This is a genomic window from Streptomyces litmocidini (genome assembly GCF_014649755.1).
Taxonomy (GTDB): Bacteria; Actinomycetota; Actinomycetes; order Streptomycetales; family Streptomycetaceae; genus Streptomyces; species Streptomyces litmocidini.
Genome location: NZ_BMTQ01000001.1, coordinates 337,704 through 363,684 on the forward strand (window position 1 = coordinate 337,704; position 25,981 = coordinate 363,684).

Annotated in this window: 24 protein-coding genes and 1 tRNA gene; 6 read left to right on the forward strand and 19 right to left on the reverse strand. The window is 72.7% G+C overall.

The features are described from left to right. Positions 1 to 25: 25 nt before the first annotated feature. From IE180_RS01500 to IE180_RS01510, 3 genes are all read right to left on the reverse strand, one after another. Positions 26 to 1,993: a tetratricopeptide repeat protein gene (locus IE180_RS01500; protein WP_190154881.1), complete on the reverse strand. Its 1,968-nt coding sequence runs from the start codon at positions 1,991 to 1,993 to the stop codon at positions 26 to 28. 204 nt (positions 1,994 to 2,197) lie between these two features. Continuing rightward, positions 2,198 to 2,271, reverse strand: a tRNA-Met gene (locus IE180_RS01505). 45 nt (positions 2,272 to 2,316) lie between these two features. After that, positions 2,317 to 5,220 (reverse strand): UPF0182 family membrane protein, encoded by a 2,904-nt coding sequence (locus IE180_RS01510; protein ID WP_190154882.1) that lies wholly within the window; start codon positions 5,218 to 5,220, stop codon positions 2,317 to 2,319. A 147-nt stretch (positions 5,221 to 5,367) separates the two neighbouring features. On the opposite strand from IE180_RS01510, the gene IE180_RS01515 reads away from it, so the two are divergent. Continuing rightward, positions 5,368 to 5,919, forward strand: coding sequence for a PPA1309 family protein (locus IE180_RS01515; protein ID WP_190154883.1), 552 nt, complete (start codon positions 5,368 to 5,370; stop codon positions 5,917 to 5,919). A gap of 64 nt (positions 5,920 to 5,983) precedes the next feature. Here IE180_RS01515 and IE180_RS01520 read toward each other — a convergent pair whose 3' ends face one another. The 4 genes from IE180_RS01520 to IE180_RS01530 all read right to left on the reverse strand — a co-directional run bounded on the left by IE180_RS01520 (position 5,984) and on the right by IE180_RS01530 (position 9,175). Then, entirely contained in the window at positions 5,984 to 7,072 is a 1,089-nt protein-coding gene (locus IE180_RS01520) for a YlbL family protein (protein WP_190154884.1), read from the reverse strand. A 66-nt stretch (positions 7,073 to 7,138) separates the two neighbouring features. Beyond that, positions 7,139 to 7,273, reverse strand: coding sequence for a hypothetical protein (locus IE180_RS37065; RefSeq protein ID WP_268255422.1), 135 nt, complete (start codon positions 7,271 to 7,273; stop codon positions 7,139 to 7,141). A 224-nt stretch (positions 7,274 to 7,497) separates the two neighbouring features. After that, complete coding sequence (locus IE180_RS01525) at positions 7,498 to 7,959, reverse strand: molybdenum cofactor biosynthesis protein MoaE (protein WP_190154885.1); 462 nt, start codon at positions 7,957 to 7,959, stop codon at positions 7,498 to 7,500. A 106-nt stretch (positions 7,960 to 8,065) separates the two neighbouring features. Then, the gene (locus tag IE180_RS01530) at positions 8,066 to 9,175 is read right to left on the reverse strand and encodes an SDR family oxidoreductase (protein WP_190154886.1); all 1,110 of its coding nucleotides are present in this window, start codon (positions 9,173 to 9,175) and stop codon (positions 8,066 to 8,068) included. 214 nt (positions 9,176 to 9,389) lie between these two features. Between IE180_RS01530 and IE180_RS01535 the strand changes: the two genes are divergently transcribed. Together IE180_RS01535 and IE180_RS01540 are read left to right on the forward strand one after the other, a co-directional pair. Then, complete coding sequence (locus IE180_RS01535; RefSeq protein ID WP_190154887.1) at positions 9,390 to 10,811, forward strand: zinc-dependent metalloprotease; 1,422 nt, start codon at positions 9,390 to 9,392, stop codon at positions 10,809 to 10,811. Beyond that, on the forward strand, positions 10,808 to 11,332 hold the full coding sequence (locus IE180_RS01540; RefSeq protein ID WP_190154888.1) for an NUDIX hydrolase: 525 nt from the start codon (positions 10,808 to 10,810) through the stop codon (positions 11,330 to 11,332). Before IE180_RS01535 ends, IE180_RS01540 begins: the two co-directional genes overlap by 4 nt. Positions 11,333 to 11,383: 51 nt before the next feature. Here the strand turns inward: IE180_RS01540 and IE180_RS01545 are convergent, their stop codons facing one another. From IE180_RS01545 to IE180_RS01560, 4 genes are all read right to left on the reverse strand, one after another. Then, positions 11,384 to 12,139, reverse strand: a complete 756-nt coding sequence (locus IE180_RS01545; RefSeq protein WP_190154889.1) for an AIM24 family protein — start codon at positions 12,137 to 12,139, stop codon at positions 11,384 to 11,386. A gap of 18 nt (positions 12,140 to 12,157) precedes the next feature. Beyond that, positions 12,158 to 12,838 carry an AIM24 family protein gene (locus IE180_RS01550; RefSeq protein ID WP_190154890.1) on the reverse strand — a complete coding sequence of 227 codons (681 nt, stop codon included), beginning with the start codon at positions 12,836 to 12,838 and terminating at the stop codon, positions 12,158 to 12,160. A gap of 11 nt (positions 12,839 to 12,849) precedes the next feature. Then, a complete protein-coding gene (locus IE180_RS01555) occupies positions 12,850 to 14,517 on the reverse strand; it encodes a TerD family protein (protein WP_190154891.1) in 1,668 nt (555 codons plus the stop codon). A gap of 144 nt (positions 14,518 to 14,661) precedes the next feature. Next, positions 14,662 to 15,237 carry a M48 metallopeptidase family protein gene (locus tag IE180_RS01560; RefSeq protein ID WP_190154892.1) on the reverse strand — a complete coding sequence of 192 codons (576 nt, stop codon included), beginning with the start codon at positions 15,235 to 15,237 and terminating at the stop codon, positions 14,662 to 14,664. Between the two features lie 243 nt (positions 15,238 to 15,480). Here IE180_RS01560 and IE180_RS01565 point away from each other — a divergent pair, with 243 nt between their 5' ends. Further along, complete coding sequence (locus IE180_RS01565) at positions 15,481 to 16,692, forward strand: TOMM precursor leader peptide-binding protein (RefSeq protein ID WP_190154893.1); 1,212 nt, start codon at positions 15,481 to 15,483, stop codon at positions 16,690 to 16,692. 41 nt (positions 16,693 to 16,733) lie between these two features. Continuing rightward, positions 16,734 to 18,080 carry an ABC1 kinase family protein gene (locus IE180_RS01570; RefSeq protein WP_190154894.1) on the forward strand — a complete coding sequence of 449 codons (1,347 nt, stop codon included), beginning with the start codon at positions 16,734 to 16,736 and terminating at the stop codon, positions 18,078 to 18,080. 79 nt (positions 18,081 to 18,159) lie between these two features. Here IE180_RS01570 and IE180_RS01575 read toward each other — a convergent pair whose 3' ends face one another. The 5 genes from IE180_RS01575 to IE180_RS01595 all read right to left on the reverse strand — a co-directional run bounded on the left by IE180_RS01575 (position 18,160) and on the right by IE180_RS01595 (position 22,013). Beyond that, positions 18,160 to 18,342 (reverse strand): hypothetical protein, encoded by a 183-nt coding sequence (locus IE180_RS01575; RefSeq protein WP_123455308.1) that lies wholly within the window; start codon positions 18,340 to 18,342, stop codon positions 18,160 to 18,162. Between the two features lie 99 nt (positions 18,343 to 18,441). Further along, entirely contained in the window at positions 18,442 to 18,765 is a 324-nt protein-coding gene (locus tag IE180_RS01580) for a putative WhiB-interacting protein (RefSeq protein ID WP_190154895.1), read from the reverse strand. Beyond that, positions 18,762 to 19,130, reverse strand: a complete 369-nt coding sequence (locus tag IE180_RS01585; protein ID WP_123455306.1) for a WhiB family transcriptional regulator — start codon at positions 19,128 to 19,130, stop codon at positions 18,762 to 18,764. The genes IE180_RS01580 and IE180_RS01585 overlap by 4 nt, the downstream gene beginning before the upstream one ends. 173 nt (positions 19,131 to 19,303) lie before the next feature. Beyond that, complete coding sequence (locus IE180_RS01590; RefSeq protein ID WP_190154896.1) at positions 19,304 to 19,660, reverse strand: hypothetical protein; 357 nt, start codon at positions 19,658 to 19,660, stop codon at positions 19,304 to 19,306. Between the two features lie 172 nt (positions 19,661 to 19,832). Continuing rightward, positions 19,833 to 22,013: an ATP-dependent DNA helicase UvrD2 gene (locus tag IE180_RS01595; protein ID WP_190154897.1), complete on the reverse strand. Its 2,181-nt coding sequence runs from the start codon at positions 22,011 to 22,013 to the stop codon at positions 19,833 to 19,835. Positions 22,014 to 22,159: 146 nt separating this feature from the next. Between IE180_RS01595 and IE180_RS01600 the strand changes: the two genes are divergently transcribed. Continuing rightward, positions 22,160 to 22,402: a mycoredoxin gene (locus tag IE180_RS01600; RefSeq protein WP_190154898.1), complete on the forward strand. Its 243-nt coding sequence runs from the start codon at positions 22,160 to 22,162 to the stop codon at positions 22,400 to 22,402. A 108-nt stretch (positions 22,403 to 22,510) separates the two neighbouring features. Here the strand turns inward: IE180_RS01600 and IE180_RS01605 are convergent, their stop codons facing one another. The 3 genes from IE180_RS01605 to IE180_RS01615 all read right to left on the reverse strand — a co-directional run bounded on the left by IE180_RS01605 (position 22,511) and on the right by IE180_RS01615 (position 25,975). Then, complete coding sequence (locus tag IE180_RS01605) at positions 22,511 to 23,299, reverse strand: hypothetical protein (protein ID WP_190154899.1); 789 nt, start codon at positions 23,297 to 23,299, stop codon at positions 22,511 to 22,513. Between the two features lie 253 nt (positions 23,300 to 23,552). Next, positions 23,553 to 24,521 carry an NAD(+) diphosphatase gene (gene nudC / locus IE180_RS01610; protein ID WP_229860236.1) on the reverse strand — a complete coding sequence of 323 codons (969 nt, stop codon included), beginning with the start codon at positions 24,519 to 24,521 and terminating at the stop codon, positions 23,553 to 23,555. A gap of 35 nt (positions 24,522 to 24,556) precedes the next feature. Next, positions 24,557 to 25,975: a dipeptidase gene (locus IE180_RS01615; RefSeq protein WP_190154900.1), complete on the reverse strand. Its 1,419-nt coding sequence runs from the start codon at positions 25,973 to 25,975 to the stop codon at positions 24,557 to 24,559. Positions 25,976 to 25,981: the final 6 nt, after the last annotated feature.

The following is a 25,981-nucleotide window of genomic DNA, read 5'->3' on the forward strand; positions in this document are numbered from 1 at the left end:
TCACCAGCGCAAATCCGTCGACGCCTCAGGCGGTGAGCTCCTGGTGCAGCGCCTCGCTCAGCCGGGCCGCCCGCTCGGCGACCTCCGCCGGGCCCAGCTCCACCGCGCGGTCGCACCAGCGACGCCCCTCGGTGAGCTCCCCCCGGCGCGCCGCGAGCAGCGCGAGCCGGAGCGCGGCGCGGCCGTGGCCGGCCCGGGCCGCCCGGGTCCACCAGAGGGCGGCCTCCCGCTCGCTGCCCTCGCGGGCGAGGAGCAGTCCGAGGTTGAAGGCGCCGTTGCGGCTGCCCGCCTCGGCGGCCTCGCGGTACCAGCGGTCGGCCTCGGCCAGGTCGCCGCGCCCGGCGGCGAGCATCCCGACCCTCACCTGGGCGCGCCGGTGGCCCTGCTGGGCGGCCCGCTCGTACCACTCCTCGCACTCGGACTTCTCCTCGCGGGGCGCGCCGAGCACGGCGGGGCCGGGCTCGGGGCGACGCGCGTCGAGCACCGAGGCGAGCCGGAAGGCCGCCTCGGCGCTGCCGCCGCCGGCCGCGCACCGCAGGTGCCGCTCGGCGGTCTGCTCGTCACCGTCCCGCAGGGCGGCGATGCCGACCTGGAGGGCCGCCTCGGTGTGTCCGGCGGCCGCGGCCCGCTCGTACCAGACCAGCGCCGTGCGGTCGTCGCCCCGGCCCGCGTGGAGGATGCCCAGGTTGAAGGCGGCGTCCACGCTGCCGGCCTCGGCGGCCTTGGAGAACCAGGGCTCGGCGCCGTTGGCGTCGCCCGCCTGGAGGAGCAGGACGGCGAGCGCGTTGGCGGCCTCGCGGTGCCCCGCGTAGGCGGCGCGGCGGTACCACTGCTCGGCCTGCGGGATGCGGTCCTGGGCCGCGCAGAGCAGCCCGAGGTTGTAGGCGCCGTTGACGTCGCCCGCGTCCATGGCGGCCCGGTACCAGCGCTCGGCGGTCTGCTGCTCGCCCCGGGCGGCGTGCAGGGCGCCCAGCGCGTTGGCGGCGTTGCCGTCGCCGTCCTGGGCGGCCCGCAGCCACCACACGGCGGCGCTCTCCTCGTCGCCCGCGTCGCGGAGCAGGAAGCCGAGGGCGCAGGCGGCCTTCGCCTCGCCCTCCTTGGCGGAGCTGAGGTACCAGCGGCCGGCCTCCTTGAGCTCGCCGCGGTGTTCCAGGATGGCGCCCAGGTGGAGCGCGGCCCGCCGGTGGCCGCGCGCGGCGGCCTGCCGGAACCACTGCTCGGCCTCGGCTGCCTCTCCCGTGCCCTCGCCGGCCGGCTGTCCGGGGGCGGCGGTCGCGGTGCCGGTCGCGGCCACGCCGGAGGGCACGACCGCCCTGACGCCCGCGGTACGGAGCCGGGTGCCGGTCTCGTGCGGCCCGCGGGTGGTCTCGGTGGCCCGGCGCTCCAGGGCGAGGGCGAGGCGGTAGGCGGCCTCGCGGTGGCCCTGCTCGGCGGCGGCGCGCAGCCAGCGCTCGGCGCCGACGTCGCTGCGGTGCTCCAGGAGGTCGGCGAGGGCGTACGCGCCGAGGGCGTGGCCCTGCTCGGCGGCCTGACGGAGCCAGTACTCGGCGGCCGGCTCGTCGCCGCGTTCGCGGTGGTGACGGCCGAGGGCGTGGGCGGCGGGGGCCGAGCCGGCGACGGCGGCGACCCGCCACCAGCCGGCCGCCTCGTCGGGGTATCCGCGCTGGTGGAGCAGGACGCCCAGGTTGTTGGCGGCGGCCCGGTCCCCCTCCGCGGTGGCCCTCCGCAGGTACGGCTCGGCGCCGTCGAGGTCGCCGCGGCGCAGCAGCAGCGCGCCGAGCGCGCTCATCGCGGCGAGGTCACCGCGCTCGGCGGCCCGCCGGTGCCTGGCCTCGGTCTCGGTCTCGTTCTCGGCGTCGGTCTCGCTGGTGGTGTCGACGACCGCATCGGCGGCCCCCACTGCCTCGATGATCTCGTCTGCGGCGTTTCTGGCGTGCCGCTGCACAAACCGCCCTGTCTCCAACAGAGTTGCCCTGTCCCCCATAAATACCATCGTCGCACCACCCGCAACCCGAGCACACCTGGTATACCGCAGCCAGTGAGGTCACTCAGCGTTTTGTCGACATGCCCACAGAGAGACAAGTCAAACACGACTCACGCCAACTCGCCCCTTCCCTACCGCTCTTCGGCACCCCCCGGCACGTCGACACACGACAAGGGCCCGGATCCTTATGGATCCGGGCCCTTGCCCTCTGAGTAGCGGGGACAGGATTTGAACCTGCGACCTCTGGGTTATGAGCCCAGCGAGCTACCGAGCTGCTCCACCCCGCGTCGGTGAAACCACAGTATCACGACGCGGGGACGGAAAACCTCAGGTCAGCCGCCTGATCCGGGCGCCTTGAGCTTCGCCTCGGCGTCCGCGGCCCGCTGGAGCGCCCCCTGGAGGTCCTCCTGGGCCTTGCCGTACGCGGCCCAGTCGCCCTTCTGCAGAGCGGTCCGGCCGGCGTCGTACGCCTTCTGGGCATCGGCGATGGCCTGCTTCAGGGCGGCGTCGTTCGAGACCGGCGGCTGGGTCGTGCCGGGCGGCTGCGTGGTGCCCGGCGGAGTCGTCGGCGGGGTGGGCGCCTCCACCCCGAAGACCGCGTTGAGCGCCTTGGTGAGGTTGTCCTCGAACACCGTGGTGTCCTTGGTCGTGTCACCGTCCGGCTGGTCCGCGTCCACGTACGACACCGCGACCTTCTTCAGGAGCGGGTAGAGCGCGTTGCGCCCCTGGGCGTACACCGGCTCCACGTACAGGAACCCGCCGTCGAGCGGCACGGTCAGCAGGTTGCCGTACTGGATGTCGGAGTCGGCGCCCTTCATGTCCCGGACGAAGGTGGCCACGGAGGGCAGACCGTTGAGCTTGCTCTGCACCTGCGCCGGGCCCGGCACGTCCTCGGTGACCCTCAGCAGTCTCAGCCGGCCGTACTCCTTGCTGGTGGCGTCGGCGTCGACCGCCATGAAGGCGCCCAGGTTGGGCCGCCCGTTCGGCGTGAACGTCGTCGTCAGCGAGAAGCGCTGCGCCGTGTCCCCGGGCATCTTCATGCTCAGGTAGTACGGCGGGACCGCGTTGCCGTCCTTGTTGGTCGGGTCGTCCGGCACCTGCCAGGCGTCCGAGCCGCTGTAGAACTGCGCGGGGTCGGTGACGTGGTAGCGGGTCAGCAGCTCGCGCTGCACCTTGAACATGTCCTGCGGGTAGCGCAGGTGCGCGAGCAGGTCGCCCTTGATCTCGGACTTCGGCCTGACGGTGTCCGGGAAGGCCTTCATCCAGGTCTTCAGGACCGGGTCCTGGGTGTCCCACTCGTAGAGCTTCACCGTGCCGTCGTAGGCGTCGACGGTGGCCTTGACCGAGTTGCGGATGTAGTTGACCTGGTTCTGCTGGGCGACGACCGTGCGCTGCTGGTTGCCGACGGTCAGCGAGTCGGCGGTGGTGTCGCCGAGCGTGGTGCGCGAGGCGTAGGGGTAGCCGTTGGTCGTGGTGTAGGCGTCGACGATCCACTGGATCCGGCCGTCGACGACCGCCGGGTAGGCGTCGCCGTCGATGGTCAGCCAGGGCGCGACGGCCTCGACGCGCTCCTTGGGCGTGCGGTTGTAGAGGATCCGCGAGCCCTCGCCGATGGCTCCCGAGTAGAGGATCTGCGGCTCGCTGAAGGCCACCGCGTACGCGGCGCGGTTGAAGGTGCTGGAGAGGCTGACGCCGCTCTTCTCCTTGTAGCTGGTGGTCTTCTCGCCGTTCTCCTCGTAGTCCAGCTCCTTCTGGGGGCCGCCCACGATCGAGTACTGGTCGGTCTTCTCGCCGTAGTAGATCCGCTGCTGGTACGTGGGCAGCGAGCCGGTCGTCGGCAGCCCGGACTCGGTGAAGACCGGGGAACCGTTGGCGTCCGTCTGCGTGCCCGAGGCCAGGATCGCGCCGTAGCCGTGGGTGTAGGTGAAGTGGTCGTTGATCCAGTTCCGCTTCGGGATGCCCCGGATGTTCAGCTCACGCAGGCCGACGACGGTGTCCTTGCCGGCGTAGCGGTCCACGTCCAGCGTGGTCGGGAACTGGTAGTACTTCCGCTTCTGCTCCAGCTGCTGGAACGTCGGCGACACGATGTTCGGGTCGAGCAGGCGGTAGCTGGCCGCCGTGTCGGCGTCCGCCCGCAGCTTGTCCTTGGCCTTGACCGTCGACTTCCCGGAGTAGTTCTCGGCCTTCGTCCCGTCGATCGCGTACGCCTTGCGGGTGGCGTCGATGTTCTTCTGGATGTACGGCGCCTCCTTGGCCTGCTCGTTCGGCTGGACCTGGAACTTCTGCACGATGGCCGGGTACAGACCGCCGATCAGGATCGCGGAGAGGACCATCAGGCCGAAGCCGATCACCGGCAGCTGCCAGGTGCGGCGCCAGAGCGTCGCGAAGAACAGCAGCGCGCAGATGACGGCGATGCAGAACAGGATGGTCTTCGCCGGCAGGTACGCGTTGGCGTCGACGTACCGCAGGCCCGTCCAGTTGCCCGTCGCCTTGAAGTCGCTCGACTTCACCGCCAGGCCGTACCGGTCGAGCCAGTACGCCACGGCCTTGAGCGCCACGAAGAGGCCGAGCAGCACCGAGAGGTGGCCGGTGGCGGCGGCGGTGGCCCGCGCGCCCGGGCTCGTGACCCGCAGACCGCCGTACAGGTAGTGCGTGAGCGCGGCCGCGACCAGCGACAGGACGGCGGCGGCGAAGCCGAACCCGAGGAGGAAGCGGTACCAGGGCAGGTCGAAGGCGTAGAACGACACGTCGAGCCCGAACTGCGGGTCCTTCTGGCCGAACTTCACGCCGTTGACCCACATGAGCCAGGTGCGCCACTGGCCGGACGCGGAGGCGCCGGCGATCAGGGCCACCAGCGCGGTGACCGCGAGCAGCACCCACTTCTTGAAGGGGGCCAGACCCATCCGGTACCGGTCGAGGCTCTGCTGCTCCAGCGACATCGCGCTGAGCGGCGGCCGCAGCCGGTACGCCAGCCAGACGTTGAAGCCGACGGCGAGCCCCATCAGCAGGCCGAAGACCAGGAAGAGACCGATCTTCGTCCACAGGGTGGTGGTGAACACGGACGAGTACTCGACCGAGCGGTACCAGAGCCAGTCCGTCCAGAACCCGGCGAACATCACGAACGCCATGGCCAGAACGGCCAGCACCCCGAGTGTCATGAGCAGGGTGCGGGCCCGCCGGGACGGCCGGCCGACTCTCATCCTCGGCCCGGACGGACCTTGGCCACGGTCCGGCATCTGGAAAGCCAACGTGCGCCCCTCGATGTTGATGCGTCTGTTGATGCGTCTGAAAGCAGGCCCCGCGATCGTAGAGCCCACTGATGCAACTTACTGAGGCTTTACCTAGTTCCCGCCTTCCGGGGAAGAGGAGGCAGGATATTGGTCATGTCCAACCTTTCCCCCTCCGGCCCGGCCATGGCCGCGAGCCCCCTCACCCGCGCGGTGCTCGAGATCGACGAGTACGCGTCGGGCCTCGGCTGGGACCAGCCCGCCCGCCTGTTCGCCCTGGTCGACACCGCACGGCTGCGCGTCCAGGAGCCCAAGCTCGCCTCCCAGCTCGGCCTGGGCGACGACGCCACCTCCTACACCCCCATCGAGCAGGACAAGCTGCCGCGCGGCAAGGCCCTCGACGAGTTCCTCGGCACGATCGCCTGGCCCGACGCCGTGGTCGGCTGCGCCCTGACCGTGGAGCGGCTCATGCTGCCCCCGTCGGCCGAGGCCCAGGTTCCGCAGGGCCTGAACGAGAAGCAGCTCGCCAAGTGGGTCGCCGGGCACCCCGACCGCCAGGAGGTCCGGATGACCGTGGCGGTGCTGCGTGACGGCAAGCGCGAGGCGGCGATCCGGCTGCGCGAGAAGGACTCCCCGACCGAGGTGCTGACCGGCCCCGACCTGGTGCCGGGCCTCGCCGAGGCGCTGGCGGCGACCTTCGAGAGCTGAGGGCCGACCCGTGGAAAGGGGGCTCCCGGCCGGGAGCCCCCTTTCCACGGGTACGCGCGCGTGCTCAGCTCTTCGAGCAGCTCGGCAGCGACTTCGTGTCGCCCTCGCGGAGCTTCTCCAGCGACTTCGTGGCGTCGTCGATGGTGCGGACCTTGATCAGGGTGAGCCCGTCGGGCGTGTCGGCGGCGGCCGCCTCGCAGTTGTCGGCCGGGGTGAGGAAGTACTCGGCGCCCGCGTTCCGCGCGCCGACCAGCTTCATCTCGATGCCGCCGATCGGGCCCACCTCGCCCTTGTCGTCGATGGTGCCGGTGCCGGCGATGAACCGGCCCTCGGTGAGGCTCTCCGGGGTGAGCTTGTCGACGATGCCGAGGGCGAACATCAGACCCGCGCTGGGACCGCCGACGTCGGCCAGGTTGATGTCGATCGTGAACGGGAAGACGTGGTCGGTGCCGGCCTGGATGCCGACGACGGCCCGGTCGCCCTCCTCGGACGTGGTGGTCCTGATGACCACCTTCCGGGTGACGGTGGGCTCCTTGTGGGCCTTCTCGGCGGCGGCCGCCTCCTTGGCGGGGACGATCGTGAACTCGACGTCCTGGCCGGGCTTCCGCTTCGTCACCTGCTTGGCGACGTCACCCTGTTCCTTGACCGGCACGCCGTCGACGGCCTTGATGACGTCCCCGGCGTGCAGCTTGCCCTCGGCCGGGGCGCCCTTGACGACGGTCGCGACGACGACCCGGGCGACCACCGGGATGCCGAGCTCCCCGAGGGCCGCCACCTTGGCGCTCTCCTGGGACTGGGAGAACTCCTCGGCGTTCTCCTGGCTCGACTCCTCCTCGGTCTTGCCGTCCGGGTAGAGGGTGTCGTGCGGCACCACCACGTTGTCGTGGGCCAGCCACCCGTAGACGGCCTCGACGGCGTTCATCCTGTAGTCCGCGCTGGTGACGCGGACCGTCGTCATGTTGAGGTGACCGTCGGTCGGGTAGGTCTTGCGTCCGGAGATCCGGAGCACCGGCTCCCCCCTGGCCTCGCCGAGCGTGTTGACCGTGGGGCCCGGGCTCATCTCCGCGTACGGCACCGGGATCAGGACGCCCGCGATGAGCAGACAGATCAGGACCAGGGTGGAGGCGAGCATCGTCGCGGTGCGGCGTGGCATGGAACGACAGTACGGGACTCGCCTGTGGGTGCACCCGTGGGGCGGTCCGTACGAGGCGGCCCCGTGTCAGCCGGACGGCGACGTGGTGACGGCGGAGGTGGTCGCGGCGGGTTCGCGCTCGGAGGGAGCGGAATCGGCGGTCACGGTGTGGGACCGCTCCATGGCGTCCCGGAAGCGCGCGTAGCCGGCGAGTTCCGCCACGTCGCCTATCGTCTTGTTCCTCGAAGCCCAGCTTCCCCATATCGCCGCGCCGACGACTGCGAAAAGCGGAATCAGCAACCAGGCCAGCGCTGCCATTCCGACCTCCCATCCCCAGTGAGTTGATCAGCAGACTGTCTCATCCGTGAGGTCAACGCTCGCGCCTGGGGGGCGGTTACGCAAATCGGGCGTTCGACTACACGCCGTCGGCGCGCCGCCTTGCCGTCTCAGCAGGCCCCCACCCATTCCTCGGTGCCGTCCGAGAACTTCTGGTGCTTCCAGATGGGGACCTCGTGCTTGAGGTCGTCGATGAGCTTCCGGCAGGCCTCGAAGGCCTCGCCGCGGTGGGGGCAGGAGACGGCGACGACGACCGCGAGGTCGCCGACGCGCAGGTCGCCGACGCGGTGGACGGCGGCCAGGGCGCGGACCGGGTGGTTCGCGACGACCTTCTCGGCGACGCGGCGCAGCTCCGCCTCGGCGCTCGGGTGGCAGGAGTACCCCAGCGCGTCGACGTCCGCGCCGCCGTCGTGGTTGCGCACGGTGCCGACGAAGAGGGTGGTGCCGCCGGCGGCGTCGTCTCCGACGGCCCGGAAGACCTCGTCGACCGAGAGCGGGGTGTCACGGATCGCGAGCAGCTTGATCGGGTCGTCCGCGGCCTGCTCGCCGGGGTGGTCGTGCGTCTGCGCCATGGGGCCATGGTGCCGCACGGCTCCGACATCCGGTAAGGGACCTTTCGACCTGTGGACGGGGCCCTCCGTAGGAGGGTCCTACAAGTCCGTCCCCACGAGCCCGTCGCTACAGCCCGCGGCGCTTCCGCATCTGGCGCACCAGCGCCGCCGTGCCGAGCAGCGCCACCGTCGCGCCGGCCGCTCCGGCCGCCGTCGCGTCCTTGCGGCCCAGGCGGCGGCCGGCGACCGTGTGACGGCCCTCGACCTCCGCCAGGAGCGCGGCGAGGACCTCCTCGTTCGTCCACTTGGGGCGCCAGCCGGCGTCGTGCAGGCGTCCGACGCTCACCACCCAGGGGTGCATGGTGTAGGCGAGGTCGCCCGCCGGCGAGGGGGTGAGGCCGATCCGGTGGAGGCGGGCCGCCGTGCCGAGGGCGACCGCGGAGGGCAGCTCCATGCGCCGGATCCCGGAGAGCTCCTCGACCTCCTCCTGTTCGAGCCAGCCCTCGCAGCCGACCGCGAACTCCCCGTCGACCTTCTCCAGGGCCGCGTACTCCAGGGCGCTCACCAGGTCCTCGACGTGGCAGAACTGCCAGGTCGGCCGGGAACCGGCGACGACGAGCAGCCGGGGCGACTCGAAGTAGCGGGTCAGCGCCGTGTCCGTACCGCCCACGAGGACGGCCGGGCGGACGACGGTGACGTTCAGGCCGGGGTGCGCGCGGGGGGCGCGGCGGCCGAGGCGCTCGATCTCCAGCATGTCGCCGACGCCGGTGGCCTCCGCCGTCGCCCTGAGCTCGGCGTCCTCGGAGAGCGGGATGTCGTTGTCGGGCAGGGCGCCGTAGACCATGGCGGAGGTGCAGAGCACCACCCGGTGGACACCGGCCGCCGCGGCGGCGGTGAGCACGGTCTGCGTGCCGCGCACGTTGTAGGCCGTCCGGGCGGCGGGGTCGGTCTCCAGGTCGAGGTCGACGGCGAGGTGCACGACGACGTCCGCGCCGCGCAGCTTCTCGGCGATGGCCGGATCGCGCACGTCGAGGATGTGCCACTGGGCGTCCTCGACCTCGCCGCGGCGCTCGTCGATGGCGACGACCCGCTTGATCTCCTCGGAGGCGGCGAGGCGCCTGGTGAGCAGGTCTCCGACGCCGGAAGCGGCACCGGTGACCGCGACGACGGGGCCGCGCACGGCGGACCGGGTTGAGTGGTTTCGCGCTCCGCGAACCTGTGGATCTGGGGAACTCACCGGGCGTCTCCAGCGGTTGTCTTCAGTACGTACGCGCATGACGCGTGCGGACCAGGTGGCGTCCATCCTGCCGCAGGGCACGGCCCGGCGGAGCACCGAGCCCATTTCCGGCCCGGATGTCTACGCTGGTGGTGTGCGGGGCCTGTCTGGACAGGCCCTGGTCGGGCAGTCGCCGTCGGCAGGAGGCCGGCGGCCCTACGAGCCGAGGAAACCTGTGAGTGACACCCCATTCGGATTCGGCCTTCCGCCGGAGGAGCCGGAGAACGGCGACGAGGGCAAGAAGAAGGACCCCGCCGGAGGTGGCCAGGGGTCCGGTGGCAACCCGTTCGGCGCGAACCCCTTCGGCTTCGGCGGGCTGCCGGGCATGGGCGGCCCCGGCGGCGCGGACAATCCGTTCGCCGCGATGTTCGGCTCCATGAACCCCAACGACCTGGGCGCGGCCTTCCAGCAGCTCGGGCAGATGCTGAGCCACTCGGGCGGTCCCGTGAACTGGGACATGGCCAAACAGATCGCGCGCCAGGTGGTGGCCCAGGGCACCGCCGACGGCACCAAGGACGCGAGCGTGGGCCCGGCCGAGAAGTCGGCGGTCGAGGAGGCCCTGCGCCTGGCCGACCTCTGGCTGGACCAGGTCACCTCGCTGCCCTCCGGCGCGGGCACGGCCGTGGCGTGGAGCCGTGCCGAGTGGGTCGAGGCGACGCTGCCGGCGTGGCAGCAGCTCGTGGACCCGGTCGCCGAGCGGGTCGGCTCGGCGATGGGCGACGTCCTGCCGGAGGAGATGCAGGCCATGGCCGGCCCGCTGATCGGCATGATGCGCTCCATGGGCGGCGCCATGTTCGGCCAGCAGATCGGGCAGGCCGTGGGCGCGCTCGCCGGTGAGGTCGTCGGCTCGACGGACGTCGGTCTGCCGCTGGGCCCGGCCGGGCGTGCCGCGCTGCTGCCGCTGAACATCGAGGCCTTCGGCAAGGACCTGGGCGTGCCCTCGGACGAGGTGCGGCTCTACCTGGCCCTGCGCGAGGCCGCGCACCAGCGTCTCTTCGCGCACGTGCCGTGGCTGCGGGCGCACCTCTTCGGCGCGGTCGAGGGGTACGCGCGCGGGATCAAGGTCGACACCTCGAAGCTGGAGGAGGCCGTCGGGCAGCTCGACCCGACGCACCCGGAGCAGCTGCAGGAGGCGCTCCAGCAGGGCATGTTCCAGCCGGAGGACACCCCGGAGCAGAAGGCGGCCCTGGCCCGTCTCGAGACGGCGCTCGCGCTGGTCGAGGGCTGGGTGGACGCGGTGGTCCACGAGGCCGCCAAGTCCCGGCTGACCTCGGCCGACGCGCTGCGCGAGACGCTGCGCCGGCGCCGGGCCTCGGGCGGTCCCGCCGAGCAGACCTTCGCGACCCTGATCGGTCTGGAGCTGCGTCCGCGGCGGCTGCGGGACGCGGCCCGCCTGTGGGCCTCGCTCACGGACGCGCGCGGGGTCGACGGCCGGGACGGGCTGTGGGAGCACCCGGACATGCTGCCGACGGCGACGGACCTGGACGACCCCGACGGCTTCGTGCACCGCGAGCACCTCGACTTCTCCGAGCTGGACAAGATGCTCGGCGAGGCCGCCAGGGGCGACGCGCCGGAAGACGGGGACGGCGAGGAGTGACCCTGCACGACGACGCGGTCCTCGTCCTGAAGGGGTACGGGGACCAGCCGGAGCTGCGCGACGTCTACCTGGACCACCTCGCCCGGCATCAGGACGGCATGTACAAGCCCTGCGGGGCCGGGCACCTGACCTCCAGCGCGCTGGTGATCGACCCTTCGCGGGGGCGGGTCCTGCTGACCCTGCACAAGAAGCTGGGCATGTGGCTCCAGATGGGTGGCCACTGCGAGCCGGGCGACCCGACGGTGGAGGCGGCGGCGCTGCGCGAGGCGACCGAGGAGTCCGGCATCGCGGGCCTGGGTCTGCTGCCGGGCGGTCCGGTGCGCCTCGACCGGCACCCGATCCCGGCGCCCTGCCACTGGCACCTGGACGTGCAGTACGCGGCGCTCGCCCCGGCGGACGCGGTGGCGGAGATCAGCGACGAGTCGCTGGACCTGCGCTGGTTCGCGTACGACGAGGTGGCCTCGGTGGCCGACGCGTCGGTGGTGGAGCTGCTGAAGGGCACGCTGGCGCGACTGGCGTGATCATGCCGGAGGGGCGGTCCCCGGTGGGGACCGCCCCTCCGGCGTGGGTGCTCAGTTCCAGGCGTTGTTCTGGTTCTGGGCGTGGGAGCCGTGCTGGCCGGCGCCGAACTGGGCGGCGACGCCCTGTCCGATGGCGGCGTGCTGCGGGGGCATGACCTCGCTCGGCTGGACGAGCGCGAAGCCCTGGCCGAGGAAGCTGAGCTCCCAGCCCTCGCCCGTGTCGCCCCGTCGGCGGCGGACGCTGGAGTTGGTCGTCTGCGCCTGCATCTGGACGCGCAGCCCGGTGGACCAGGCGACGATCGCGTCCGCGTCGACGCTGACGTACTTCTCGGGCGTGACCTGCATCATCAGCGGCTGTCCGGAGGTCATGAGGGCGACCTTGCCGCGGCCGGAGATGTTGAGCTGGTACTTGCCGGTGCCGGAGACGCCGTACTGGCTGTCGACGGCGATGACCTCGGTGTGGAGGGTCGAGTCGAGCGCCAGGACGTAGGCGCTGTCGACGGTCAGGCCGTCCTGCTCGACCTCCACGACGTGGACGTGCTGGGCGAGGTTGGCGAAGTAGACCGTGCCCTGGCCGGAGCAGCGCATCAGGTCCAGGCCCTCACCGGTGCGGGCCTGGGCCCGGCGCTGGCCGGGGGTCTTGTACTCGCCGTCGAAGTCGATGAGGCCCTGGTACGCGACCATGGCGCCCTTGCGGGCGAGGACGTCGTCCTGCCCGGTGAGGCTGACCCGCAGGAGCTGCGGGTTCTGGATGACGTACCGCTCCTGGCTCTGCTGTTCGGCGTGGTTGAAAAGCGGGCTCTGCATGGTGTGTTCTCGCTCCCCTCAGCCCCGGGCCCGCAGGCGGTCGGTGCTGTCCTCGCTCGGCTGTACGACGACGATGCCCTGGCCCGAGAAGGCCATCTGGTATGCCTCGCCGCTGCCCCGCCCGATGAGGGAGGACGCCTTGAAGCTGCGCTTGCCCTTGACCTTGAGCGCGGGCGACCAGGCGACGAGCGCGTCGGGGTCGACGTACGTCTCGTCCTCGCCGCGGCCGCAGTCGACGACGATCGGCGTGCCGCGCGAGGTGAGCGCGACCCAGCCGGTGCCGGCGATCTCCACGTTGAACAGGCCCTGGCCGGCGAACTTGGCGAGGCCCTTGACCCGCTCGACGCCCCACTGGAGGTGGGCGTCGAAGGCGAGCACGTTGGTGCCGTTGACCGAGATCGAGTCGTTCTGGAGGTTGATGACCACGACGTCGGCGCCGTAGTCGGCGAGGTAGAGCAGTCCGTCGCCGGAGCACTTCATGAGGGGCGCGCCCTCGCCGGTGGCCCACTGCTGGGCGACCTGGCGGACGGCGGGCGGGTTGGGCTCGTAGGTGATGAAGCCCTCGTAGGCGACCATCGCGCCGGTCCGGGCGTACAGGTCCTGGCCGGAGGCCATGGCGACCTTGAGCATGGCGCGGCCGTGGTTCTCCATGCGGGCCGCGACGGGGGTCGGGGCGTAGCCCGCGAGTTGCTGGTTCATGACGGGCTCCCTCAGACCTCGTAGGGCTGGACGACGATGAAGTTGCCGGGGGCTCCCCGGAACTGGAGGTTCACGGTCTCCCCGCTGTGGCCGGGGTAGGCGTTGCGACGGAGCCGCACCTGGCTGGAGAGGATGACCTGGGACGCGGACGACCAGGCGACGACGGCGTTGCAGTCGGCGAAGGTGGTCGGCGTGACGGGCAGGACGACGGGGACGCCGTGGGTCTTCACGACGACGGTGCCCGTGCCCTGGAACTGCATGGTGAACAGGGCGCCGCCGGGGATGCCGTGGCCCTCGATGCGGCGGACCTCGTACTGCAGGGACTCGTCGAACGCGAGGACGTTCTCGGCGGAGACGCAGATGCCGTCGCCCTGGAGCTCGATCGGGTGCAGGTGCGCGCCGTTCTCGGCGAGGAAGACCTGACCGCGGCCGCTGCAGCGCATGAGCTGCATCTCCTGGCCGGTGGCGTTGCCGACGATCCGGCCGGCGAAGCCGGCGCCCTTGTAGCCGAAGTCGACCTTGCCCTGGTACATGACCATGGAGCCCTGCCGGGCGAGGACGGGCACGCCGCCCATGGCGAGGTCGACCCGCATGAGCTGCTGGTTCTGCGGGGTCCAGCGGGCGCCGGTGGCGGTCTCCTTGTACGGCGCGAGCGCGGCGGCGAGCCCCGCTCCGGTCGCGGGCGCGCCCTGCGGGACGCCGGGCTGCTGCCCGTACGCCGGCGGCTGCTGCCCGTACGGGGCGGGCGCGGGCTGCCCGTGGGGGGGCTGCGGCGGCTGGCCGTGGCCGGGGTACTGGCCGGAGTGCTGTCCCGGGTACTGGCCCGGGACCTGTCCCGGGTACTGGCCGGGAGGCTGGCCCGGGACCTGGCCGTACTGCGGCTGCTGCGGCGGCTGCCCGTACGGGGCGGGGGCCGGGGCCGGCGGCGGCACGGGGGCCGGGGCCAGGGGCGCGACCATCGTCGGCGCCGTGTGGACCGGCGGCACGGGCGCGGGCGGCACGGGCGCCTGCGGGGCCGGCGGCGCGCCGAACGCGGGCGCGGGGGCCGGAGCGGGCGCGGCGGGGGCGCCGAAGGCCGGGGGCGCCGCGGCCTGCGGCGGCGGGGCGAAGCCGGGGGCCGCGGCCTGCTGCGGGGCGGCGGCCGGCTCGTCCTCGGCGACCTCGCCGCCGAAGTTCCGCAGGAGCGCCTCCAGGCCCCCGTCGAAGCCCTGGCCGACGGCGGCGAACCGCCACACGTCCTTGAGGTAGAAGTCGCCGAGCATCACCGCGCGCTCGGTGGAGAACTCCGCACCCGTGAAGGCGTAGCGCGCGACCTCCTCACCGCCCGCCACGATCCGCAGGTGACCGGGGCCGACCTGGGACATCTGGCCGGCGCCGTCGATCGTCGCGGTGAACGACAGCTTGTGGATGTGCGCGGGGACGCGGTCGAGGGTGACGCGGAAGGACTCGGTGTCACCGGACTGCGCGCCGAGCAGCTGGATGGACTCCTCGGGCGACTTCGGCTGGTTGAAGAAGACGAAGTAGCGGTCGTCGGAGAGCCGTTCCTCGGCGTCGAGTCCGAAGCAGCTGATGTCGAAAGTCAGTCCGGGGCCGGCGATCTGCACACCGACGTACAGATCGGTCCCCGCGGTCAGATCACTGATCTTGGCCTTGTGGCCGCGTTGGAATTCCCTGGCCATGCGTAACGACCGTCCCCCATCCCGAATGGCGAATGCTCGCGCCAGGCTAACCGCTGGGCACGACATTGAGACAGGCCAGGTCCTCTTCGCGTCCTCTTCGGTACGGAATCGGGAAAACCCGCGCATGCGCGCGTGGCGGCGCCGTCACTCCTCGCGAGCGTCCGGAAGGTGCGGCAGCCGCCCGGCGGCGACCACGCCCTCCAGATAGCCGCGCGCCCGCTCGGTGCGGGGGTACGCCTCCAGGAGCCGCCAGAACCGCGGCCCGTGCCCGGGGACGAGGAGGTGGGCCAGCTCGTGCAGGAGGACGTAGTCGACGACGTACTCGGGCATGCCCTGGAGTCGGTGGGAGAGGCGGATGCTGCCCTCGGAGGGGGTGCAGGAGCCCCAACGGGTGTTCTGGTTGGTCACCCAGCGGACGGAGCGGGGGCGGGCCCGGCCGTCGAAGTACTGCTCCGAGAGGCGCAGCGCGCGCTCGGTGAGCTCGCGGTCGCCGAGGACGCTCCGGCTCTCCTGGGCGGCGAGCTTGTCCAGCATGACGCCCACCCAGCGGCGCTCCTCCGCCTCCGACATGCGGGCCGGGATGAGCACGACGGTCCGGTCGCCCTCGCGGTAGGCCGAGACGGTCCTCCTCCGCCGCGGACTTCTGCGCACCTCGACCGCGCTCGTCCCCGCCCCACGGGGCGGTTCGCTGGTCACGCTGTGCTGGGAGTCGGCGGGCACGGCCCCGACGTTACCCGCTGCCGATGGGGGAAGTCCCGTCCCCGGGAGTGGTCCGGGGAACGATCCGGCCCCCGCACACCATTTGAATGACTAATCCCCCTGGCCTGTGGACAACTTTCGGCACCCGTCACGGCGGCGGGGCATTCTCACTTCGGGCGACGGAATGTCGCTGTCGATCATGAATGCGGTCACGGACGAGGACGGGCGTCGAAGGCGGACGTGGGAACGAACGGGGGCGGGGAAATGCATCCGATGGTGAAACCGGCGCTGCGGCGGGCGTGGCGGAATCTGCAGTGCGTGCAGTTCGGCGTCGCCCCGGCGCACGCGGTGGTGCTCGACCCGGTCGACCAGGCGACGGGGTCGGTGCTCGGGCTGCTCGACGGCACCCGCGGGACCGCGCTGCTGCGGGCCGAGGCACGGGCGCTCGGCCTGCCGGACGGCCGTCTGGAGGCGCTCCTGGGCCGGCTGGAGTCGGCCGGGCTCCTCACGGACTCCGCGACCGGGCGGCCCGGGAAGGCGGGTCCGGCCGCCGGCGCGGTGGACGTGGCCCTCGATCCGCTCCGCGCCGACCTGGCCTCCCTCTCCGTGGTGCACCCCGGGCCGGAGCGGGCGGCGCGGACCCTGGCGGCCCGGCGGGCCCTGCGCGTCCAGGTCCGGGGCGCGGGCCGGGTGGGGACGACGGTGGCGTCCCTGCTCGCCGCCGCGGGCGTCGGCTCGGTCGAGGTCCTCGACTCGGGACGGGTCGAGCCCTGGGAGACGGCCCCGGGCGGCCTCCCCGCCGAGTCCGTCGGGGAGCGCCGCGCGACGGCGGCCCGCCGCCTGGTCACCCGCTGGACCCGGGCATGGGGACGCGGGGGACGGCCGGGAGGAACCGGACCGGGTGAGCCGGGCGGGCCCGGCGGGTCGCGGCGCCGGGGCGGATGCGGCGGGTCGGGTGACGCCGCGGGAGAGCCCGGACTGTCACTCGTCGTGGTGACGCCGCGGGACGGGCTCGGTGCGTACGTCCCCGATCCGCTCCCCGCCGAGCCGTGGATCTCCACCGGCACCCCTCATCTGTACGCGGGCGTCCTGGAGGCGACGGGGACGGTCGGGCCCCTGGTGCTGCCCGGCGGCACGGCCTGCGCGCGGTGCCTCCAGGAGGAGCTGACGGACCGGGAGCCGGTGACGCCCCGGCTGCTCGCCCAGTGGCGTTCCGGCGCCCCGCACCCGCTGCCCGCCTGCGACCTGGGCCTGGCCACGGCGGTCGCCGGGCTGGCCGCCGCGCACGCGCTGGCCTTCCTGGACGGGGACCTCCCGGCGAGCACCGGCACCCGCTGGGAGGCGTCGCTGCCGGTGCTGGAGTGGCGGGCGGAGCGGCTGAGACCGCATCCGGCCTGCCCCTGCGGGGCGGCGCGCGGAGGAGAAGGGGAGCGCGCCTCGGCGCCCGGGAAGGCTCACGACACAATGGCGGGGTAACGGCCCTGCGCGGCACGGCAGTCTGGGTTTTGGAGGGGCGTATGTCTGATCTTCCCCGGAAGGCGGTCACCCGGACCGCCAAGTTGGCCGCGTTGCCTCTGGGCTTCGCGGGCCGGGCCACTTGGGGCCTGGGCAAGCGGATCGGCGGCAGATCCGCGGAGCTGGTCGCCCGGGAGCTCCAGCAGCGCACGGCGGAGCAGCTGTTCAAGGTCCTCGGCGAGCTGAAGGGCGGGGCCATGAAGTTCGGGCAGGCGCTGTCCGTCTTCGAGTCGGCCCTCCCGGAGGAGGTCGCCGGACCGTACCGGGCGGCGCTGACGAAGCTTCAGGACGCGGCGCCGCCGATGCCGACGCGCGCGGTGCACGCGGTGCTGGAGGAGCGGCTCGGGGCCGGGTGGCGGAAGTTGTTCCTCGAGTTCGAGGACAAGCCCGCGGCGGCGGCCTCGATCGGGCAGGTGCACCGGGCCGTGTGGCACGACGGCCGTGAGGTCGCGGTGAAGGTGCAGTACCCGGGCGCCGGGGAGGCGCTGCTCTCGGACCTGACGCAGTTGAGCCGTTTCGCCCGGCTGCTCGGTCCGCTGATCCCGGGCATGGACGTCAAGCCGCTGATCGCCGAGATGCGGGACCGGGTCTCGGAGGAGCTGGACTACGCCCTGGAGGCGGAGGCGCAGCGGATCCACGCGGAGGAGTTCGCGGACGATCCCGACGTGGTGGTGCCCGCGGTGGTGCACCAGTCGGAGCAGGTCCTCGTGACCGAGTGGATGGACGGGGTGCCGCTCGCGGAGGTGATCGCGGACGGCACGGAGGCGCAGCGGGACCGGGCGGGTCAGCTCCTCGCCCGTTTCCTCTTCTCCGGCCCCGCGCGCACGGGCCTGCTGCACGCCGATCCGCACCCGGGGAACTTCCGGCTGCTGCCCGGGGGCGAGGACGAGGGGCCGGAGGGCTGGCGGCTCGGCGTCCTCGACTTCGGCACGGTGGACCGGCTGCCGGGCGGGCTGCCGGAGACGATCGGCACCTGTCTGCGGATGACGGTCGCGGGCGAGGCCGAGACCGTCTACGAGCTGCTGTGCGCGGAGGGTTTCGTCAAGGAGTCCGTCGCGCTCGACCCGGACGCGGTCCTGGAGTACCTGCTGCCGATCATCGAGCCGGCCGAGGTGGAGGCCTTCTCCTTCACCCGGGGCTGGATCCGCACCCAGGCGGCGCGGATCGCCGACCCCCGCTCCCCCGCCCACCAGTTGGGCAAGCGGTTGAACCTGCCGCCCTCGTACCTGCTGATACACCGTGTGACGTTGAGCACCATCGGGGTGCTCTGCCAGCTGAACGCGACGGTGCGGCTGCGGGACGAGCTCGCCGAGTGGCTGCCGGGCTTCGAGCACCCGGCTCCCGCGTAGAGGGCGTCTCGGCGCCCCGCCCGCCCGTGCGGGCGGTCGCCCCGCAGGGCGGGACGAGCGGGTACACGGGCGGCGGGGCTCACCACCAGGAGGAGTCGAGGCGGCCCTCGATCGAGCGGATGTTGGCGCGGGCGCACTCCTCGCAGAAGTACTGGCGTCGGCCGTTCTCGACGGAGCAGGTCCAGGTCAGCGGCAAGGTCTCGGTGGTCTTGCCGCAGCGCGCGCAGACGAAGGGTGCCTCGGGGGTACGGGCGTCGTTCACCCTCGTGACGATAACCCGGCGGAGACGCCGCGGACCGGACAACGCACCGCGGGGGCCGGTCCGTGCGGACCGGCCCCCGCGAGGGCATCACGGAGATGCTCAGTGCATGACGGCCATGGCGAGCGCGCGGCGGGCGCGCAGCGAGACGCGCTCGGCGCGCCGCTGCATGCGCCGGGCGGCGACCAGGCGCACGGCCTGGCGTTCCGCGTCGGCCTCACGGTGTCGCTCGCGCATATGGGCACGGGCCAGGGCTTCTGGGGCGAGTTGCATTTCACGGGTCCTGTTCTGACGCGCGGTGTGCGCGGCGGCGGGGGAGAAGACTGGGGTCGCGGAGCCCAGGGGCTCGCTGCTGGAAGAGGTCATCGGGGCCTGCTTCTGGGGATCGTGCGTGAGGGGGCGGTCGATGGTTCCGGTGGCGCTCATGCCGCGACCGGGTTCTTGCGCGGGCGGCCACGGGGCCGCTTGCGGGCGACGACCACACCCTGGACGAAGAGCTCGCCACCCCAGACGCCCCAGGGCTCGCGGCGCTCCTTGGCGCCGGCGAGGCAGGCGGCCACCAGGGGGCAGGTCCGGCAGAGGGACTTCGCGTACTCGACGTCGGCCGGGGACTCCGCGAAGAAGACCTCGGGGTCGTAGGCGCGACAGGGGACGGGTACGCCGAGGTTCTCGATGGCGTCGTCGAGCGCGGTGAGCGCGGTGAGGGGGGTCAAAGCGGGGTCCTCCGTGGAGCCGGGCAGGGGGATCGATTCGGAATGCGGTACGGACGGGGCGTGCGCTTCGAGTTGCACGGTGGTCTTTCCTCGTCTGGTCGTTCCGGCCTGTTGGCCGGGGTTTCGGCTGGTACCGGGCGGTGTCTTTCCCGAGGCCCCTTCACGCTGTCGTCCCCGTTCGAGGACAAACAGAAGGGCCGCGGATCCCGGATGGGGTTCCGCGGCCCTGAAGGCGCCGGTCTGATCATGGATCAGACTGGATCACTCCAGGGTTCGAGCCCACGGAAGGCCCACATCATGTGGTGCTGCGTCGTCGTCTGCTGCTGGGTTCCGGCACCGGTCGCCGCAAAGCCATAGGTCGTGGCCTTGCCTGCTACTCCTGCTTCCAGTGCCTTGGTCGGTCGCTCATTGCGCGGAGCCACGGCGGCCGCGCCGAGACCGGAAAGACCGGTGACGGGCAGGCTGGCGACGGGCAGACCGGTGCCGATGAGGGCCGAGGCGGAGAGGCCGAGCGAGCAGGCGGAGACGACCGAGAGATCGGTCATTTTGGCCGTGCCGATGAAGCCGGCGGTGCTGACGGTGCTGGTCTGGATGGTGTAGCTGATCACTGGAATCGCCTCCTCTCGGCGTCTCGGAGGGCTCGGGTGCGAGCCGGACCCTCATGTTTATTTGGACAAGTACAGCACGAAGACAGGGCTTCCATGAAGCCGCCGTTTCCGTGGTTAAGAACCTATGGGGCTTGACGGGGCGGGCGCAAACTATTTTTCCGACGAGTTTTCCTCAGTCCTCGTCCCCGTCGGTCCCGCCCTCCTCACCTGCGCAGATGGCCAGGACCGCGGCTCCGAAGCGGTCGAGCTTGCGGACTCCGACGCCGGAGATCGAGGCGAGCTCCCCGTCGGTGGCGGGGACCCGCTCGGCGATCGCCATGAGCGTCTTGTCGGTGAACACGCAATAGGCCGGCTGGCCGAGCTGCCTGGCCTGTTCCGATCGCCAGTCCCGCAGCCGCTCGTACAGGCCCTCGTCCATGTCCGAGGGGCAGTCCTCGCAGCGCATCAGCTTCATCGCGCCGGCCTCGGTCAGGGTGGCGCCGCAGACCCGGCACAGGACGGGGCCGCGGGGCCCCCGCCGGCGGAGGCCGCTCCCCCGCTCGACGGAGCCGGAGGCGCCGCCGGAACCGACGGGGCCGAGGGAGCCGGAGCCGGGCCGCAGTCCCTGGAGGAAGCGGCTGGGGCGCCGGTTGGCCCGGCCGCCCGGGGAGCGGGAGAGCGCCCAGGAGAGCGTGAGGTGGACCCGGGCCCGGGTGACGCCCACGTACAGCAGGCGCCGCTCCTCCTCGATCTGCTCGTCGGTCTTGGCGTAGGTGATCGGCAGCATGCCCTCGGTGAGGCCGACCAGGAAGACGGCGTCCCATTCGAGGCCCTTGGCGGCGTGCAGCGAGGCGAGGGTGACGCCCTGGACGGTCGGGGCGTGCTGCGCGGCGGCCCGCTCGTCGAGCTCGGCCACCAGGTCGGAGAGGGTGGCGCCGGGCTTGGCGCGGGCGAAGTCCTCGGCGAGCCGGACGAGGGCGGCGAGGGACTCCCAGCGGTCGCGGACCGCGCCGGAGCCGGCGGGCGGCTCGGTGGTCCAGCCCTTGGTGGAGAGGACGGCCCTGACCTGGGCGGGGAGGTCCTCGGAGTCGTCGAGGAGCGGGTCGTTCCCCCCGGCGCGGGCGGCGCCGCGCAGGGCGACGCCCGCCTCCCGCACCTCCTGGCGCTCGAAGAAGCGCTCGGCGCCGCGGAGCTGGTAGGGCACTCCGGCGTCGGCGAGGGCCTGCTCGTACACCTCGGACTGGGCGTTGATCCGGTAGAGGACGGCGATCTCGCCGGCCGGGACGCCGGCGGCGATGAGGTCGCGGATGCGGCGGGCGGTGCCCTCGGCCTCGGCGGGCTCGTCGGCGTACTCCGTGTAGACCGGCTCGGGGCCCGGGTCGCGCTGGGAGATCAGCTCCAGGCGGTGCTCGGCGGCCCGGCCGCGGGCCTGGCCGAGCAGCCCGTTCGCCAGGTGGACGACCTGCGGGGTGGAGCGGTAGTCGCGGACCAGCTTGACGACGGTGGCGCCCGGGTGCCGGGTGCGGAAGTTCAGCAGGTGGTCGGGGGTGGCGCCGGTGAAGGAGTAGATCGTCTGGCCGGCGTCACCGACGACGCAGAGGTTGTCCCGGTCGCCGAGCCACAGGTCGAGCAGCCGCTGCTGGAGCGGGGAGACGTCCTGGTACTCGTCCACCACGAAGTGCTGGTACTGGCGGCGGATCTGGTCGGCGATGTCGTGCCGGTCCTGGAGGATGCCGACGGTGAGCAGCAGCACGTCCTCGAAGTCGATCACCGAGCGGTCGCGCTTCAGCTGCTCGTACATGGCATAGATCTGGCCGATCTCGGCCGGATCGCGGGGGGCGTCCCTGAGGGACTTGGCGACGACGGCCGGGTAGTCGGCGGGGACGGTCTGGGTGACCTTGGCCCACTCGATCTCGCCGGTCACGTCCCTGAGCTCGTTCCGGTCGAGCCGGATCCGACAGCGGGCCGCGGCCTCGGCGACCAGCTGGACCTTGCGCTCAAGGAGGCGGGGCAGCTCGCCACCGACTGCTTTCGGCCAGAAGAACTGGAGCTGCCGGAGGGCCGCGGAGTGGAACGTGCGGGCCTGGACCCCGCCCGCGCCGAGCTGTCGGAGCCGGCCGCGCATCTCGCCCGCGGCACGGTTGGTGAACGTGACGGCCAGCACACTGGCGGGCTGCAGGATGCCCGCCCGCACCCCGTACGCGATGCGGTGGGTGAGGGCCCGCGTCTTGCCCGTGCCGGCTCCCGCGAGGACGCACACCGGTCCGTTCAGGGCAAGGGCGACCTCGCGCTGCTCGGGGTCGAGCCCGTCGAGCACCGCGTCGGCCGTCTCCGGGACCTGGGGGAAGAGAGTGGAGTGCGTTGCTGCTGTCACCCCGCCATGCTGCCAGGTCGGCGGGACGGGTGCGGCGGCTCGTCCACAGGCGCGGGACGCCGGTCATACGAATTCCGGGAATGGTGCCGGGAGGCCGTACGTTCTTCCTCTCGGCACCCGTCCGCGAACAAGAGGAGCGCCTGGCCATGCAGGGCACTGTGACGATGTACAGCACCACGTGGTGCGGCTACTGCCGTCGGCTGAAGAGCCAGATGGACCGCGAGGGCATCGCGTACACGGAGATCAACATCGAGCAGGACCCCGACTCGGCGGCGTTCGTCGAGAAGGCCAACGGCGGCAACCAGACGGTGCCGACCGTGCTCTTCCCGGACGGTTCGACCCTGACGAACCCGAGCCTCGCGCAGGTCAAGCAGAAGATCGACGCCTGAGCGACCGCGAGACACGACCCCCGACCGGCCCGGTGCCGGTCGGGGGTTTTCGCGTGTCCCCCGGGAACCGCGGGGCGCGTGCGTCCCCGGGAACCGCGGGGCACGCGGTCAGAGCGGGAGGACCGGCCGGGTGGAGGCGTCCTCCCACAGGCCGTCGCCGTACACGAGCTCGGCCGTGGACGGGTTGCGGTGGGCGGTGGCCAGGGGCAGCCATGCCAGCAGCCGGCCGTAGCCGCCGCACACCGATTCGCCGCCGTCACCGCCGTGGACGGCGGTGGTGTCGCTCGTCAGCTCCGAGCGGTAGGTGTCGTAGGCGATGCGCAGGCCGAAGGCGCTCGGCTCGTTCTGCGGACCGGGGCCGTCCTCGTGGGGGAGCCGGTCGCGGGGGCAGTCGTCCCCCCACCGGAACAGGGTCTCCGCCCCGGCCCCGCACGCGTGCTCCCACTCGTCGGAGCTCGGCATCCGCAGGCCGCGCGCCGCGAGAACCGCCGGCATGTCGGCGGGCGGCTCCGTCAGGTCCTCGTCCTCCACGGCCATGAGCACCGTCGGCAGGACGGCGCTCCGGCGGGGACTGAGCACCCGCGCGAGGTGGGCCCGCAGATCGGGTCCGTCGGCGAAGCCCTGCTCCAGGCTCTCGGCGTGGTCGGCGGCCTGCCAGGGCATCGGGTGCCAGCCGTCCGGGTCGAAGCCGAGGGACACCCGGCCCCCGGGTATCAGGGCGAAGTCCTGCCCCTGGCGCTCGATCCGGACCCGGTGCAGCGGGGCGCCCAGGTGTTCCGTGGTCTCGACGAGGGTCACCCGGCCGTCCACCAGGCGGGCGGCCTCCTCGGCGAAGCGGCGTGCGGCGGCCAGGTCGAAGGACCGCCACCGGGCGAGGGTGAGATCGGTGAGGGACATGGACCGCAGTGTGGCAGGCGGGTCCGACACGGCCCCGGCACGAAGGCCGGGAGTCGTGTCGGAAGGCGGGGGCTTCCCGCCGGAAGGCGGGGGCTTCCCGCCGGACGGCAGGGGGCACCCGCCGGACAGCAAGGGGAACCCGCCCGAAAGCCAGGGGGCACCCGCCGGACAGCAAGGGGAACCCGCCCGAAAGCCAGGGGGCACCCGCCGGACAGCAAGGGGAACCCGCCCGAAGGCCAGGGGCTCCCGCCGGTCAGATCACGTCGCCCGGCTTCGGGAGCGGCCTGCCGTACCAGCGCTCGATCAGCCGGGAGGCGATCGAGATGCCGTACGGGGGCAGGACCTCGCCGGACTCGAAGGCGGCGGCCAGGTCCTCGCGGGAGAACCAGCGGGCCTCGTGGATCTCCTCGCCGTCCACGTTTATCTCGGAGGACGTGGCGCGGGCGAAGAAGCCCAGCATCAGGCTGGACGGGAACGGCCAGGGCTGGCTGGCGATGTACTCGACCTCGCCGACCGTGACGCCGGCCTCCTCGAAGACCTCGCGGGCCACCGACGCCTCGATGGACTCGCCCGGCTCCACGAAGCCCGCGAGGGTCGAGAAGCGGCCCTCGGGCCAGTGCACCTGGCGGCCGAGCAGCGCCCGGTCCTGGTCGTCGGTGACCAGCATGATCACCGCGGGGTCGGTCCTCGGGTAGTGCTCGGCCCCGCAGGCCTGGCAGCGGCGGACGTGCCCGGCGGCCGCGATGACCGTGCGTTCGCCGCAGCGCGAGCAGAAGCGGTGGAGGCGCTGCCAGTTCTCCAGGGCCACGGCGTGCACCATGAGGGCCGCGTCGCGGTCGGAGAGCAGCAGGCCGGCCTCGCGCAGCCCGGCGGGGCGCGCGGACTGGTCCATGCGGCCGGGCAGGGAGTCCTTCTGGAGGGCGAAGTAGGAGACGCCGTCGGCGTCCGTGCCCAGGAAGTAGCGGTGGGTCTCGGTGACCGGGGCCTCGAAGGCCGGGGTCATCACGATCTCGGTGGTGCCGTCGGGACGGTCGTCGATCAGCACCTGGCCGCCGGAGACCACGAAGACCCGGGTCGTGGGGTGGCTCCAGGCCGCCGCCAGCCATGCCTCGTCGAGGCGGTGGTGGGCCGCGCGGTCGATGCCGCTCGGGGCGGTGAGCGAGATCGGGCGGTCCGCGGACGCGTACGCCAGGCTGCTCGGCGCGTTCTTCAGGGTGCTCACAGGTGCTTCCAACTCCCCCGGATCGGTGTGTGGGTTCAGCGGGCGTCGCTGTGGAGAGCGGCGGGCAGGTCGCCCCACAGGTGCGCGGTCGTCTCGACGCCCTTCATGAGGAGATCGAGTTCGATCTTCTCGTCGGGGGCGTGCCAGCCGTCGGACGGGACGGAGATCCCGAGGAACAGGACGGGTGCTCCCAGGACGTCCTGGAGGTCGGCGGCCGGTCCGGAGCCGCCCTCGCGGGTGTAGCGGACCTTGGCGCCGTCGAAGGCCCGGCTCATGGCTCCGGCCACCGCCTTGAGGGCGGGGTGGTCGAGGGGGGTGAGGCAGGGACGGGTGGGGGCGCCGAAGGCGATCTCGTGCCGGATGCCGACGGGGACGAGGCCGTCGAGCCAGTCCCGTACCGCGAGCTCGATCTTGGCCGGGTCCTGGCCCGCGACCAGTCGGAACGACAGCTTGAGCATGGCGGAGGCGGGGACGATCGTCTTGCCGCCGGGGCCCTGGTAGCCGCCGCCGATGCCGTTGACCTCGGCGGTGGGGCGGGCCCAGACCCGCTCCAGGGTCGTGAAGCCGGCCTCGCCGAGGGTGCCGTGGGACCTGGCCGTCCGCAGCCAGGCCTCCTCGTCGAAGGGCAGCTCGGCGACGAGGGCCCGCTCGGCCTCGGTGAGTTCCGTCACTCCGTCGTAGAAGCCGGGGATCGCGACGCGCTCGTGCTCGTCGTGGAGGGCGGCGACGATCCGGCCGGCGACGGTGGCCGGGTTCGGCACGGCGCCGCCGAAGGAGCCGGAGTGGATGTCCTGGTCGGGGCCGTACAGCTCGATCTCGCAGTCGGCGACCCCGCGCATGCCGGTGCAGACGGTGGGGGTGGTCTCGGACCACATGCCGGTGTCGGAGACGATCACGGCGTCGGCGGCGAGCCGCCCCGCGTGCTCCTCGACGAGCGCGCGGAAGTGCGGGGAGCCCGACTCCTCCTCGCCCTCGACGATCAGCTTGAGGTGGACGGCGGGCGCGGTGCGGCCGGTGGCGGCGAGGTGGGCGCGGACGCCGAGGGTGTGGAAGAACACCTGCCCCTTGTCGTCGGCCGCCCCGCGCGCGTACAGCCGGCCGTCGACCACCGTCGGCTCGAACGGGTCCGTGTGCCAGCCGTCCTCCCGGGCCGCGGGCTGCACGTCGTGGTGGCCGTAGACGAGGACGGTCGGGGCGTCCGGGTCCTCGGAGGGCCACTCGGCGAAGACGGCGGGCGCGCCGTCGGTCTCCCAGATCTCGACCGTGGTGAAACCGGTCTCCGTGAGCTTGGCGGCGAGCCACTCGGCGCTGCGCCGTACGTCTCCGGCCCGCTCCGGCTGGGCCGACACGGAGGGGATGCGCAGCCACTCGGCCAGGTCGCCGAGGAAGGCGGCACGGTGCTGCTCGACGTACGTGCGTACGGTGCGGACGGCGCTGTCCGGGGTCTCGCTCATGCTCCG